Origin of the sequence: Krasilnikovia sp. M28-CT-15 (assembly GCF_047159595.1) — a bacterium.
In the GTDB taxonomy this organism is placed as follows: Bacteria; Actinomycetota; Actinomycetes; order Mycobacteriales; family Micromonosporaceae; genus Actinoplanes.
On sequence record NZ_BAAGAK010000001.1, the window covers coordinates 3039947 to 3053934 of the forward strand.

A 13988-nucleotide genomic window follows, 5' to 3' on the forward strand; every position below is an offset into this window, starting at 1 on the left:
CGATCATGCTGTCATGGCACTTCCGTCGCACGAGTTCGTGATCGCCGAGGTCGACCGCGAGTTCCGTCTGCAACACCCGGACGCCCCCCAGCATCTCGACCCCGACGACCCGGCTCAGGCCGAGCTGGTCCGGCAGTGGAACGCGATGTATCACGAGTTCCTCAGCGCCACGGTGGACAGCCACTTCTTCCGCTTCTTCCCGCACGCCCCGCGGCAACTGGACCCGGACGATCCCAGCCAGGCCCAGCTCGTCGAGTACTGGACCGACCTGCGCGACGCCATCGTCACCGGCGCCTCCCGGTACGACTGGACCACGCCGCCGCAGACCAACGAGAACGTCCCCACCGCCGCAGACACCGGTGCCCACACCGACGGCAGCGGTCAGCAGGTCCCGGCGGGCGGTGCCGCGCCCGACGTCGACGTGCACATGGACGAGAGCCAGTTCCGGGAATTCGTGCACCTGTGCCTGGAAGGTACCCACGTCATCGGCGACACCGCCGAGGTGCTCGGCTACCTGTCCCTGGCCGCCGGGGCCAGCGAGGAGGCGGCCGTGGTGCTGCTGGGTGAAGCGCTCGGGCCGATCGGCATGATCGCTTCGGCGATCATCATCGGCTGGGAGGTGGTCAACGCCTTCGGCACCGGCGAGCGTCTACAAGAGCAGCAGGGCTTCTGCTACGGCGTGATGTGGCAGGTCTGCGGTCTGCCCGATCAGGCGAAGGGCTTCATCGACTGGGCACCCAGCACCGCCGACGAGTTGAAGGAAGCCTTCTACTCGGGAGTTGCCGAGGGCCGGAACAAGGCCGGCGACCCCGCCGTCCACAACCGTGCGATGCTCGCCATCGCGTACTACCAGGCCCACGGCAGCGACCTGGACTGGTCCCGCCACTACGTGCTCAACGACCTGTGGCACCACGTCCGCGAGTCCGGCCTCGGCCGCGAGTTCATCACCTGGCCGGACCCGGAGGACATGCAGCCGCTCTGACCCTGCGCCACCGGTTGTTCAGCTGCGATAGACGCCGAACTCCCACAGGGAGTATCCGAACGAGGTGGCTCGGCTGGTGCAGTTGACCCGGACGTATCGGCCGGAGCCGGTGAGGCTCAGGTCGTCGAATCCGCCATTGCCGTTGGTGGTGGAGTAGATCGAGGTCCAGCTGGTGCCGTCGGTCGAGGACTGGATCGTGTATGCGTTCGCGTACGCCGTCTCCCACGCCAACTGGACGTGGCTGAAGGACTGGGTCGACCCGAGGTCGACCTGGAGCCAGGCGGTGGGGACCCACTCGCTGGCCCACCGGGTGCGGTAGTCGCCGTCGACCGCGTACGCCGGAAGCTGGGGCCCGTTGGTGCCGGTCGGCTGGTAGCTCGACGCGGTGGCCGGCCGCCCCGCGGACAGGTTCGTGCCCGAGACGACGGGCGGCACCACCTTGATCGACTTCTGCTCGATGCCGACGTTGCCCTGGCCGTCGAACGCGTAGACGTACACCTTCCACACCCCCAACTGCTCGGGTGCGGTGACGGTGAACGAGCCGTCGCCGTGGTCTGTGAACGACACGTGGACCAGCCCGCCACCGCCGCTGACGTACTTGTTGCTGTACATCACGTTGTAACGGATCGGATCACCGTCCGGGTCCTCCGTCGAGGTTTCGATGGTGAACGTGCTGCCTGCCGGCACGGCGGTCTGGTTGCTCACCGTCAGGCCGGTGATCCGGGGCGGCGTGTTCGGCGACGCTTCTCCGGTGTACGCCTGCTTGAGTGCGTGGTATCCCGCCCGGCGCCATCCACCGGTATAGGTGTTGAACCAGACGCCGCCGAAGTCGTTCTCGACTCCATAGTGGAACTCGGTGGCGCCCAGCGCCACGCCCGGATGGGCGTTCACCGCGGCCCAGCTGTCGGTGTATCCGTCGCGCTTCTGCAGGTCGGTGGGTTCCATGGGTACGCCGTTGCTGTCGTTGGCCACCTCCCACTCGCCGGCGGGTCCGCCCTCGGTGACGATGTACGGCTTCGTGTAGCCGCCCGCGACCCAGTCGTCGTAGACGTTGCCGATGGCGCCGTACGAGTTGACGGCCAGCAGGTCCAGGCCGGGGGAGTACTGCTGGTAGTAGCGCCACGCGCCGGTGTAGGCGTCGGTGGAGGTCACCGGATGGTTCGGGTCGGCCGCGTGGATCGCCTGGGCCAGCTGGTCGACGAACCTCGCGTACCCGACGCGCCGCGCCTCGACCTCGGCGGCCGACAGCCCGTGGTCCTGCATGGTGAGGATCACCTCGTTGCCGAGGTCCCACATCAGGACGCCGGGATTGTTCTTGAGCGCGTTGACCCGGTTGAGGATCTCGTTTCTCGCCGAGTTCAGGTACGCGGTGTCATGGACATAGTCCGCGCCCTGGTTGAGCCAGTGCCCGACGATCACCTTGATGTCCTGTTCGGCGGCCCGGTCGAGCAGCGTCGGAGTGCCGGCGTCGTCGACACCCCAGGTGCGGATCGTGTTCACCCCCATGCTGTGCAGATCGCGCATGTAGCCGTCGGCGGCCGCCTGCGGCGGACCGTAGGTCAGTCCCTTGATCTGGTACGGCGTTCCGTTCACCTGTAGCTTCCAGTCGCCCTGGCCCCCGGTGATTTTGACGGTGCCTGCGCCGGGCGCGGTCGCCGGATCGGTCATGGTGACCGGGGTGGTGCCGGACGCACGGGCGACCGTGACCGAGTCGACGCTCAGGATGCCGCCCGACGTGGTCTCGGTGGTCGGCGTGTTCCGGCCGGCGATCGCGTTCGGCAGCGATCCGCCGATGGCCAGGTCCAGGCGCAGGTAGAAGCCGTGGTGCACGGCAGCGTTCCAGGCCGTGACGCCGACCTGCGATTCGCGCACCACCCAGCTCTGGCGGCCGTCGAGGTAGAACCGCAGCTCCTCGTCTGCGCGGGTGCGGTCGATGACCTGGGTGTACTCGTGGAAGCCGGTCTGGCAGCCGGGACAGCTTGCCAAGCCGCTGGACCGGCCGTTGTACTCGCCGCACGGTCCGTCGGGCGCGGTGCCGCAGTGCAGGGTCTGCGACAGCTGGCTTCGGCCGTTGACGTCGGCCATGATGTCGGTCTCACCGACGCTGGGCCAGTTGTCGTACGCGCCGCGGTACGCGGCCCCGGTCGCTCGGAAGCCGGGCCAGTATCCCAATCCCTCGGCCACGTCCGGTTGCTTGAGGACGGCCGTGAACTTGAGCATCTGGCCAGCGGCCGGCTCGAAGTCGGTGCGCTGCGTCTCGATGCGGCCGGAGGTCCAGCCGCCCGACGCGTCCCGGACCGCCCTGATGTTGAGCTTGCCGGCGCCGTCGAGGTAGACGTTTTCCGTGGACGATGACGCGGTCTCGACCTCGCCGGTGCCCCAGTTCGCGGCACCGCCGGGGTACGACGTGCCGGTTCGCAGTAGCCAGTTCGCTGCGGACGGCGCAGCATTGGCAGGACCGCTGAAGTCGTCGGTCCACACCGTGGTCCAGTTCCCGGATGTGGGCGACGGGCCAGGCGAGGCGACTGACCGCGACAGCAGCTGGTCGCTGGCGTGTGCGGCCGGGATCCCGACCGTCAGGATGGAGCCGGCAAGGGTGGCCACGCCGAGCGGCGCGACGATTCGTCCGAACCGGAGGCCCGGGAGCCGACACTGCGTTGTACTCATTGATTCTCCCAAAGGATGACGAGGGCGGCACCGTTCGGCCGGAGAGCGTGGGCTTGACCCACTGCCGACCTGGCGCGGTGCCGGGGGATTCCTTCTGGTCCGGCGAGATGCGGACCAACCTTGGAGAGCGCTTTCCCAGTGTTGCCCACCGTTGCACATGCGTCAATATCCGAGTCGGGCCACAATGCGGCGGCGGCCGCACGGCCATGGCCCCAGGATCAGGTGGACTGCCTGCGGACCAGCGTCGGCTCGTAGATGACCGAGGTCACCCGCTGCGCCGGATCGTCGATGCGGCTCACCAGCAGGCGTGCGGCGTCGGCCGCCATGTCCTCCAACGGGTGGCGGATGGTCGTCAGCGCCGGTCGCGCGGTACGCGCCACGTGGCTGTCGTCGAAGCCGACCACGGCCACGTCCTGCGGCACCCGGCGGCCGGCATCCCGGAGCGCGACCAGCGCCCCCTGGGCCATCAGATCGTTGGCGACGAAGACCCCGTCGAGGTTCGGGTGGCTGGCGAGCAGCTCGCGCATGGCCGCCTCGCCGCTGTCGTGAGTGAAGTTGCCCGCTACCGACGGGATGTAGGCATGCCCCGACCGCGCCATGGCCCGCCGGAAACCCATGGCGCGGTCGTGGCCGGCCGGCACGTCGGGGGGCCCGGAGATCATGGCGATGCGCTGGCGGCCGCGGTCGACGAGGTGCTCAGCGGCGAGCCCGGCGCCGGCCTCGTTGGCCAGGTCCACATAGCTGATCGGCACCGGCTCCGCTGGACGGCCGATCATGATGACGGCCAGCCCGGCGTCGGTGAGCATGCGGGGCAGGGCGTCCTGCGCCGCCAGGGAGAGGATGACGGCGCCGTCCGCCTGACCTTGGCGAAGGGCGGCGACCAGCTGGGTACGGGCCTCGTCCGTGCCGACAGCGTGGAGGGCGAGCTGAACGCCGGCGGGGCGGCAGAAGCTCATCAGCCCGCCGACGACCCGTCCGAAGAACGGGTCGGTGAAGAACCGTCCCATGAACGGATCGTCATCGTGGGACTCCGAGTCGGACACCACGAGCATGATCGTGCCGGCACGGCGGGTGACGAGCAGGCGAGCGGCGCGGTTGGGCACGTATCCGGTTGCCTCGACCGCGCTCCAGACCACCTCGTGCAGCTGGGGATCGACATTGCGGATCCCGTTGATCACGCGGGAAACGGTCGCACGCGAGACCCCGGCGACCCGCGCGACGTCATCCAACGTGGGCAACTTGTCCGCCACCGGCATCCTCCATCGACACCGACCACGGGAGGCGCCCCCGGCGGCTCGTCAGCGTTTATAGCACAGGTGGAAAGCGCTTTCCCACTGCCTGCGGCCTGCCCTGACCGCTCCGTCCCCCGCGCCCAGGCCGTCGTCTACGCCTGCCGCCACTGTGCGTCAGGCTGGATGTTCGACGATTCCCGGGTGGATGGTCGGCGGGCCCGGTAGAGACGGCCCTTGCCGTCGCCGCCCAACGGGGCGGCCCCGGCCCGCGCTGCGCCCCCCGGTACGGCTGCGCCCCCCGGTACGGCTGCTCCGGCCCGCGTCCGCAGGCGGTGCAGAAGCGTGTCGGCCGTGGACGGATTCCGGCCGGTCCCGGGCTCCCGCAGGTAGACACGGACGCCGGTCGGCGACAGCGGCTCCACGTCCAGTACCTCGAACGTGGTCCGTGTCTCGAACAGCACCTCCTCGTCCCGCGGCCGGGATGCCGACCCTGCCGACGGCGGGTGCCGGTCGACGCCGAGAACGCCCACCAGCCGGGCGGTCGAAGCGCAGATCGCGTACTCCACCGGGGCGTGCACCCGGGCGGTGCGGGCGGTCAGGAACGTCGGTTCCACCAGGAGGTCGCCGGGCGTGTACGCCGGCACCCGCTGCGGCGCCGCCCCGGCGAACACCGGCCCGCGCAGGCACGGAAGCCGCTGCAGCCCGCTGGTCAGGCAGGCCAGGAACGCGGGATCGCCGTCGACCGGCGGCTCACGCAGGACCGCTGCGGTCGCCGCCCGGTCACCGATCGCGTAGGCGCGCACCGCGACCAGGTCGGCCACGACCGCGTCCGGCCCGGTGCCCGGCAGCGGGACCCGGAGCCCGGGATGCTGCGCCAGCACGCGGGTGACCTCCCGGGCGAGCACGTCGAACTGTGCCCCCAGCCCGGCGCGCAGCCGCTCGCGTTCCGTGGCTGTGCTGTGGTGGCCCCGGGCCACCATGGCCCGCGGCAACGACGCGCGGCCGTCGTCGGCCGGGGTTCCGAACACCAGTGCAGAGCTGACAGGCATCGGACCGGGGCTGCCCGGCCGGTGGCGTGCGGGATCGGTCACCGGGCCACCGCCGAGGTCCGCGGTCGGGTGGTGCCTGCGGTCTCCGCACCGGCCACCTCGGTACGCGCGGCCTGTGGGTCCAGCACCGGCCCGGTGGGCAGCAGCGACAGTACCGGGCCGGGCATCGGCACCGGGTCGGTGCCGCCGAGGCCGAGCACCGCGGCGATGTCGGACGAGCCGAGCGGATACTTGATCCCCAGCTCGGTCACGAGGTACGTGGTGCCGCCGGATACGCCCGGCGCGGCCTCGGACGAGACCAGTGCGCCGCCACCGGCCGGGACCGCCAGCAGGTCGGCCGCGCCGTCGGCGCCGCCGGCGGGCCGGGCCGACCGGAGCAGTTCCCGGTCGACGGTGACCAGGCGCGCCGCGGCGTCCTGCCGGGCGGCGCCGGTGACCTGTGTGCACAGGGACCGGCCGGGGTCCAGCCGGGCGGCCGGCCGGGGCCGGACCGGCGGATACGACATCGGGGTGGTCTCCGGGCGGTGGGCGGTGGACGCCGCGGCGACACTCAGCGGCCCGGTTCGCGCGCCGCCGGCGGCCTGCCGCAGGAGGTACTCGGTCTCGGTGATGGCGGCCAGGCCCTTGCCGGTCATCGCGAAGTAGCTGGCCCCGCCGGCCACGTCCAGTGTGAACAGGTCACCGACCTGAGTCGGGTGGCCGTCGACGCGCCGGCCCGGGGTACCGCGGCCGGCGACGGGGGGTGCCGCGAGGTCGCCTCCGGCCGGCAGCGCGTTGAGCCAGGCGGGGCCGACGGGTACCGCCTGAACGCTGCCGAACCCGAGCACCACCACCGCGGCGTCGGTGACCCTCAGCCGGCGGTCGCGCAGCGCCAGGTACCGCTCGTCGGAGGCGCTCTGCACCAGCACGGCCTGGTCGTCGGGCACGGGCTGGGCGGGCCAGTCGACGCCGACCGCGAGGACCACCTGCGGGCGTCCGTCCTGCCCGTCCGCATCGCAGACCAGCCATGGGCCGCGGGCCATCCGCCCCGGGTCGGGCAGGGCGTACGGGCCGTCGGTGATGCCGATCGCCCGCCCGCGGGGCACCCCGGCCAGCGCCGCGCGCGCCACGGTCACCTCGTGCGCGTGGGCGCCGACCGCCAGCCGCGCCGACGGGTAGTTGACCACCGGGCGCAGCGTGTCGCCGACCAGGACGTACAGGGTGTTGGTCTCCTTCTCCCGGATGATCGCCCCGTCGGCGCGCCACGCGTCGCCGGTGCCGCCGCGCACGGTCCCGTAGACCGCGAAACAGGCCAGCCCCAGCAGGCCGAGCAGCGTGCCGACGACGGTGCCGACACCGGTGCGGCGCATGGGCCGTTCGGGGGCGTCGGGTTCGGCGCGGACCAGCGCTGACACCAGCCGGGCGCCGGCGTAGCGGTGGGCCTGAAGGTGGTCGCGTTTGTTCTGCATCGACGCTCACCCGGCCAGGTCGCGCAGCGCGGCGTACAGGTCGAGGACGGCCAGCAGCACCGGGACGACCGCCACCGCGGTGAGCGTCTCGGTGAGGTCGGCCAGCCGCCCCCAGTACGGTCCCGGCCGCCGGGCCGGTGTCCGTCGGGCGGCGGCCAGCAACAGCAACGCCACCGCCAGCGCCCCCACCGCCACGGCCGGGCGGGCGCCGGCGGGGAGCCGGGCGGCCAGGGTCACGGCGATCGCGGCGAGCCCGGCCGCGCCGGGGACCACGGCGGCGAGCCGTTGCCCGGTCGCGACCAGGATCCGTGAGCGCAGCAGCAACGCGACCGACCAGAGGGCGACCAGGACCGGTGGGGCCCACCCCGGGCCGGTCAGGGTCACCGGTGCGGCGGCCAGGCAGACCGCGCCGAGCGCGATCATGAAGCCGCCGAGGTACCCGTGGGCGGCTCCCGCGCGGGTACGGACGTCGTGCTCGGGCAGCGGATCGATGTCCTGCTGCAGCTCCTCGGCGCCCGAGGGCAGCTGCGGCAGCCGCAGCCGGACCAGACGCACCGCCATCGCCGGGGTCAGCACACCGAGGACGAACGCCGCAGCCCCGACCGCAGCGGCCGCCTGCGCGCCGGACACGCCCGTACAGATGAGCAACCCGGCCGCGGCCGCGGCGAGCGTGAGTACCACGCAGCCCGGCAGCAGCGGCGCCCGCCCGCCGATACCGACGAGTCCCAGCATGGCCACGGCGGTAGCGCAGGCTCCGCCGGTCAGCAGCGCCGGGCCGGCGGACGTGGGCGCGGCGGTGACCGCGGCCGGCAGCAGGGCGCCGCCGCACATTGCGTACGCCACGGCCGCCGCGGCGAGCAGCACCGCCGCGGCGGCGTCGCCGAACGCCCGCGATGCCGTGGTCGCCGCCACGGTCAGGCCGGACGCGGCCAGCAGCGCGGCGGCCGCCCGGGGGATCGCCGCCCCGCCGCCGAGCAGCACCGCCAGGCCGACGGCGAACGCCAGGCCGCTCAGCCCGAGCAGCAACCGGCGGGTGAACGCGGGGCGCCATCGCCCCGGCAGGTCGGCCACGGCCGTGGCCACGCCGTCGACCACGTCGTCGAAGTCGATCGCGGGCAGCGGCGTCGCGCGGGGGCGCAGATGCAGCACCTCGCCGTCGAGCAGCCCCAGAGTCGTCGCGGTGGCCCCGGCGTCCAGCGGCGTCCCGCCCAGGCGCTGCAGGACCCACCGGCCGTCGCCGGCCGCGGCGTCGGGCATCGCCTGCACCAGGACCGCGATGAGCTCGGCCAGCGAGGTGTCCACCGGCACGGCGACGTCGGTACGTGCGTGCGGGGCCACGACGGTCAGCCGGCAGACGTCATCCGCGCGTACGGTCGTCACGGGGCCTCCTTGGGGCGTGTTTCGGGCGGGACCAGGCCGGTCTGGACGAGGCGGACGGCGCGCCGGGTCACCAGCTGGGCCCGCCCCGGCGGCAGCCGCAGCGGGCGGGCCTCGCCGAGGAACGTGCCCTCCTCCCGGACGCACGACAGCAGCAGGCCGGGCGAGCCGAGCTCCCACATGCGGCGCAGCAGCGGGTCCATCATGGCCCGTGCCCCGCCGGACGTGGTCCGGGTGACCACCAGGTGCATGCCGATACCGGCGGCCTGCGGCAGCAGCCCGATCAGGGGCTCGAGCGGGCCGCCCAGCCCCGAGCCGAACAGGTCGTGGTCGTCGATGAGGATGAACAGCCGCGGGCCGGTCCACCAGTCGCGCCGCCGCAACCGTTCGGGTGTGATCTCGGGGCCGGGCAGCCGGCGGCGCATGGACACCGCCGCGCCGGCGGCCAGTTCGGCCAGGGTGTCGGCGGTGCCGGCGTAGCCGGTCCGGTACCGCTCGTCGACCTCGTGGTAGAGCCCGACCCGCGCGTCGGCCAGCAGGATCTTCGCCTCGTCCGGGTGGTAGCGGTGCATGATCGCGCGGGCGACCAGGCGCAGCAGGTTGGTCTTGCCCGACTCGTCGTCGCCGAAGACCAGCAGGTGTGGGGTGACCGCGAAGTCGTGCCACACCGGTTCGAGGCGGTTCTCGTCCCAGCCCAGGGCCACACTCAGGTCGCCGTGCGGCGCCGGCAGGCTGGCCAGGGTCAGCTCGGCCGGCAGCAGGCGGACCGCGGGGGCCCGGACGCCCGGCCAGGCGGCTTCGACGTCCTCCACGAGCGTGCGGACCGCATGACCCGGGTCTGCGGCGTCAGGGGCGCTCGGCAGGGCCGCCAGGAAGTGCAGCCCCTGCGGGGTCAGGCCCCGCCCGGGCACCGCGGGTACCCCCGCCGCCGCCCGGCTGCCGACCTCCGACTCCAACGGGTCGCCGAGCCGCAGCTCCAGCCGGGTGCCGAACATGTCGCGCAGCGAGGAACGGATCTCCGACCAGCGCCCGGCCGCGATCACCACGTGAATGCCGTAGTTGAGGCCCCGGGTGGCCAGCTCCGCGATGGACGCTTCCAGGTCCTCGAAGTCCTGGCGCACCGTGTACCAGCCGTCGACGACGAGGAACACGTCGCCGAACGGGTCGTCGCCCGGATCGTCGGAGCGCAGCTGCCGGTACTGCGCCATGGACTCGACGCCCCGGGCCGCGAACGCGTTCTCCCGGTCGGAGAGCAGCGCGGCCAGTTCGGCGATGGTGCGCTTGACCCGGTCGCGGTCCATCCGGGCGGCGACCGAGCCGACGTGCGGCAGGCCGGACAGGCTGGCCAGCGCCCCGCCACCGAAGTCGAGGCAGTAGAACTGCACCTGGACCGGCGTGTGGGTGAGCGCCAGTGTCAAGATCATCGTGCGGAGCAGGTTGCTCTTGCCGCTCTGCGGCGCACCGACGACGGCGGCGTTCCCGGCCGCGCCGCCGAGGTCGAGGATGAGCAGATCCCGGATCTGGTCGAACGGCCGGTCGACGACCCCGACCGGCACCTGGAGCCGTTCGGTACCCGGCCAGTTCGCGGCGATCAGGCCTCGCCGCGGATCGGGGACCAGCCCCGGCAGCAGCAGATCCAGACCGGGCGGGTCGCCGAGCGGCGGCAGCCACACCTGGCGCGCCAGCGGTCCCTGCCCGCTCATCCGGCCGACCAGCACGTCGATCAGGCTCTCCCGCGGCCCGGTCGCGGCCGCCGGCGCCGGCCCGGCGGACGTGGCGGCCCGGCCGGTGACATCCGGCACCGGATCCAGCCCGAACAGGACCACCCGCGACGCGGGCGTCCCCGGCGACGTCACCGCGGCGTCCGCCTCATTCGTGTACGGGCCCGACACGTACGAGGCTCGGAAGCGCACCAGCGTCGTGGTGTCCACCTTGAGGTACCCGTGGCCGGGCACCGCGGGCAGCTCGTACGCGTCGGGAACCCCGATGACCGCCCGGCTCTCCCCGGCCGAGAAGGTGCGCAGGCCGATCCGGTACGACAGGTGGCTCTCCAGCTGGTGCAGGCGCCCCTCGTCGAGACGTTGCGAGGCCAGCAGCAGGTGCACGCCGAGGCTGCGCCCGAGCCGGCCGATCATGACGAACAGCTCCGTGAACTGCGGCTTGGTCGACAGCAGCTCGCTGAACTCGTCCACCACGATGAGCAGGGTCGGCAGGGACTCCAGCGGCATACCGCCGAGGCGGGCCTTCTCGTAGTCCAGCCGCGAGCTGAAGCCCGCCTCCCGCAGCAGCTTCTGCCGCCGGATCAGCTCGCCGTGCAGCGCGTCCTGCATCCGGTCCACCAGGGACAGCTCGTCGGCCAGGTTGGTGATCACCGCCGAGGTGTGCGGGAGCCGCTCCATGCCCAGGAAGGTGGCCCCGCCCTTGAAGTCGGCCAGCACGACGTTGAGCGCCTCCGGCGAGTGCGTGGCCGCCAACGCGATGACCAGGGTGCGCAGCAGCTCGCTCTTGCCGGAGCCGGTCGCACCGATCACCATGCCGTGCGGGCCCACGCCACCCTGCGCCGACTCCTTGAGGTCCAGCTCGACGACCTGCCCGTCGGCGCCGACCCCGATCGGCACCCGCAGGTTGCCGCGACCGGCGGCCCGCCACAACGGCCACGGATCGTACGTCCGGGCGTCGCCGATGCCCAGCAGCCGGGCCAGGTCGAGATCGGCCTCCAGCGGCTCGGCTGCGCCCACCGCCCCGGTCGTGCGCAGCGGCGCCAGCGTGCGGGCCAGCTGCTCGCAGTCGGCGGGGCCGAGAAGGTCCGGGCGGCCCACCGCCACCGGCGGCGCGTCGGGCGCGACGATCTGCACCCGGTCCCGCTCGACCACCAGGTCCAGCAGGTACGGGTGCGTGACCGGCCGTCCGGGGTCGATGGACAGCAGCACCGCGTTGCGCAGCCCGCCGCGCAGCGGGCTGCGTTCGGGCACCGCCGCCCCGTCACAGAGCACCACCAGGTACGGCTCGCCGGCGCTCGGCGCCGCCCCGGCCGTGAACGCCGGGCGGTCCAGCAGCCGCGTACCCAGAAGCCCCAGCAGCCGGTCGTGCTCGGCGCTGAACAGCCGCAGCGGCCCAGCCGCGTCGGCATCCGTGGGGTGCCCGTTGTGCGGCAGCCACCTGGCCCACTGCCAGTCCGGCAGCCGCTGCGGGTCGATCAGCATCGCCACCCGCAGGTCGGCCGGCGCGTGGAACGTGGCCAGCTGCGCCAGGACCGCCCGGCCCGTGGCGCGGGCCGCGGCCGGGTCGCCGCGCATCGCCACCTCGGCGAAGCCGCGCAGGTGCAGGGCGCTGGGTATGTCGGTCACCGCGCTGTAGGCGCGGATCAGGCGGCGCAGCGCGGTCGCGCACAGCGGTTCGAGATCCTCCACGGGCTTGGTCTGCGGGGCGGCCAGGCGCAGCGCCGCCCGGCGCTCGCCCAGCCCCACCCGCACCTCGGCGAAGTCGTCGTGGCCGGGCCGGCGTTCCCACACGCGGGGGCCGGTGGCGATCTGCGGCAGCAGCGCCGGGTCGGGACGCAGCCAGGCGACCGCCTCGCGTTGCTGCTGGACGGCACGCCGTGCCTGCCGCCGGATCTGCGCCAGGTAGCGCAGGTAGTCGCGGCGCTCGGCGCGCAGCCGCCGCTTGCGTTCACCCGCCGAGCGACCGACCTGGCCGAACATCATGCCGACGGTCGAGGCGACCATCAGCCCGGACGCCAGATACGTGGTCGGGCTGCCGGGCCCGGCGAACATCAGCACGGTGGCTCCCGAGCCGAGCCCCATCGGCAGATAGGTCAGCATCGCGGAGGCGTCCGAGGACTGCACCTCCGGCAGCGTCGGCGGTTCCTGCAACTCGATCGTGCCCGACGGTGCCTGCGGGCCGGGCTGCCGCGGTGGACGGCTGACGACGATGCCGGTCACGACGCTCGTCCCGGCGGCGCGGGGTCCACCCGGGACACGGACGCCGGCCGGGGCCTGCTGCCAGCCGGCCGCCAGCCGCGCCGCCGCCCGGCGACGGCCACCGTACGCACCAGCGCCCCACCGGCGGCCAGCAGCACCGTGACGGCCAGCGCGGCCAGGCCCACCCCGGATCCCGGCGACCCGGGCGGTGGCGGGCGGCCGAGCGACACCACCTGGGGAACCGGGCCGCGTGGCGCCGGGCCGGACTCCTCGGCCAGCACCGTGCTGACGGCGGCCATCGGGTTGACCACGCCGTACCCGAACGTCGGATCCGGCAGCGCCGTGGCGGGATGGTCGGCGGTGACCTCCAGCCGGTGCTTGACCTGGACCGCGCTCAATCGCGGGTAGCGGGCGCGCACCAGGGCCGCGACCCCGGCCACGAACGGCGCGGCGAAGCTGGTCCCGCTGCCGCGCAGATGCCCGGGGCCGCCCCGGCCCAGGCTGACCACGTCCACGCCGGGAGCGACCAGGCTGACGAACGGCCCGGTGCCGGACGACTTCGGCACCGCGCCCTTCTCGTCGAGGGCGCCGACGGCAAGGACCCCCGGCAGCGACGCCGGGAACGGGCGTGGGTTGCCGTTGTCGCCGCGGTTGCCGGTGGCCGCGACGACGAGTACGTCGTGCCGGATCGCGTCCCGCACGGCCGCCTCCAGCTCCGGGCTGGACGCGTACGCCGACAGCGACACGTTGACCACTGTCGCCCCGCCCTGCACGGCCTTGCGGATCGCGGCGGCCAGCAGCTTGACCGAGCCGTCGGCGCCGTTCACCGTCTGGCGCAGCGGCAGGATCCGGGCGTCGGGGGCGATCCCGGCGAACGGTACGCCCGCCACGGGACGCGCGGCGATGATGCCGGCCACGAAGGTGCCGTGCGCGACGCAGTCGACGTCGCCGGGCCCGCGGGCCACCAGGTTGGCGCCGGCGCCGACGTGACCGGCGAGCTGGGGGACCGACGGGTCGACCCCGGAGTCGATCACCGCGACGGTCACCCCGGCGCCGCGGGTCAGCATCCACGCCCGCTGCGGCGTCAGCCGGCGCTGCGCCCACGGCTGCCCGGTGAACGTCACCCGAGCCGCCGGGCTGCACCCGCCGCGGGCGTCGCCCGGATCCAGCACCGGCAGGCCGACCAGCGTGTCCGTGCTCGCCGAGGCCGACGCGGGCCGCGGCGGCGCCCCGGCGGTCAGCGCGGCGACGAGCGCGACAAGTGCCGCAACCGGCCGGGCGACGGGGACCCGGGCGGGCGTCCGTCTACGCAC

General features: G+C 73.6%; 8 protein-coding genes. 1 reads left to right on the forward strand and 7 read right to left on the reverse strand.

Annotated elements, in window-relative coordinates; translation table 11 throughout:
- The first annotated feature begins 13 nt into the window (after positions 1 to 13).
- Positions 14 to 982: a hypothetical protein gene (locus ACMCNO_RS14230; RefSeq protein ID WP_412749894.1), complete on the forward strand. Its 969-nt coding sequence runs from the start codon at positions 14 to 16 to the stop codon at positions 980 to 982.
- 18 nt (positions 983 to 1000) lie between these two features.
- Here ACMCNO_RS14230 and ACMCNO_RS14235 read toward each other — a convergent pair whose 3' ends face one another.
- The 7 genes from ACMCNO_RS14235 to mycP all read right to left on the reverse strand — a co-directional run bounded on the left by ACMCNO_RS14235 (position 1001) and on the right by mycP (position 13988).
- Complete coding sequence (locus ACMCNO_RS14235) at positions 1001 to 3649, reverse strand: discoidin domain-containing protein (protein ID WP_412749895.1); 2649 nt, start codon at positions 3647 to 3649, stop codon at positions 1001 to 1003.
- A 218-nt stretch (positions 3650 to 3867) separates the two neighbouring features.
- Complete coding sequence (locus ACMCNO_RS14240; RefSeq protein WP_412749896.1) at positions 3868 to 4905, reverse strand: LacI family DNA-binding transcriptional regulator; 1038 nt, start codon at positions 4903 to 4905, stop codon at positions 3868 to 3870.
- A gap of 128 nt (positions 4906 to 5033) precedes the next feature.
- Positions 5034 to 5930, reverse strand: coding sequence for a hypothetical protein (locus ACMCNO_RS14245; RefSeq protein WP_412749897.1), 897 nt, complete (start codon positions 5928 to 5930; stop codon positions 5034 to 5036).
- Between the two features lie 38 nt (positions 5931 to 5968).
- Positions 5969 to 7378, reverse strand: a complete 1410-nt coding sequence (gene eccB / locus ACMCNO_RS14250) for a type VII secretion protein EccB (protein ID WP_412749898.1) — start codon at positions 7376 to 7378, stop codon at positions 5969 to 5971.
- A 6-nt stretch (positions 7379 to 7384) separates the two neighbouring features.
- Complete coding sequence (eccD, locus tag ACMCNO_RS14255) at positions 7385 to 8758, reverse strand: type VII secretion integral membrane protein EccD (RefSeq protein WP_412749899.1); 1374 nt, start codon at positions 8756 to 8758, stop codon at positions 7385 to 7387.
- On the reverse strand, positions 8755 to 12696 hold the full coding sequence (gene eccCa / locus ACMCNO_RS14260) for a type VII secretion protein EccCa (protein ID WP_412749900.1): 3942 nt from the start codon (positions 12694 to 12696) through the stop codon (positions 8755 to 8757). Before eccCa ends, eccD begins: the two co-directional genes overlap by 4 nt.
- Positions 12693 to 13988, reverse strand: coding sequence for a type VII secretion-associated serine protease mycosin (mycP, locus tag ACMCNO_RS14265; protein ID WP_412749901.1), 1296 nt, complete (start codon positions 13986 to 13988; stop codon positions 12693 to 12695). The genes eccCa and mycP overlap by 4 nt, the downstream gene beginning before the upstream one ends.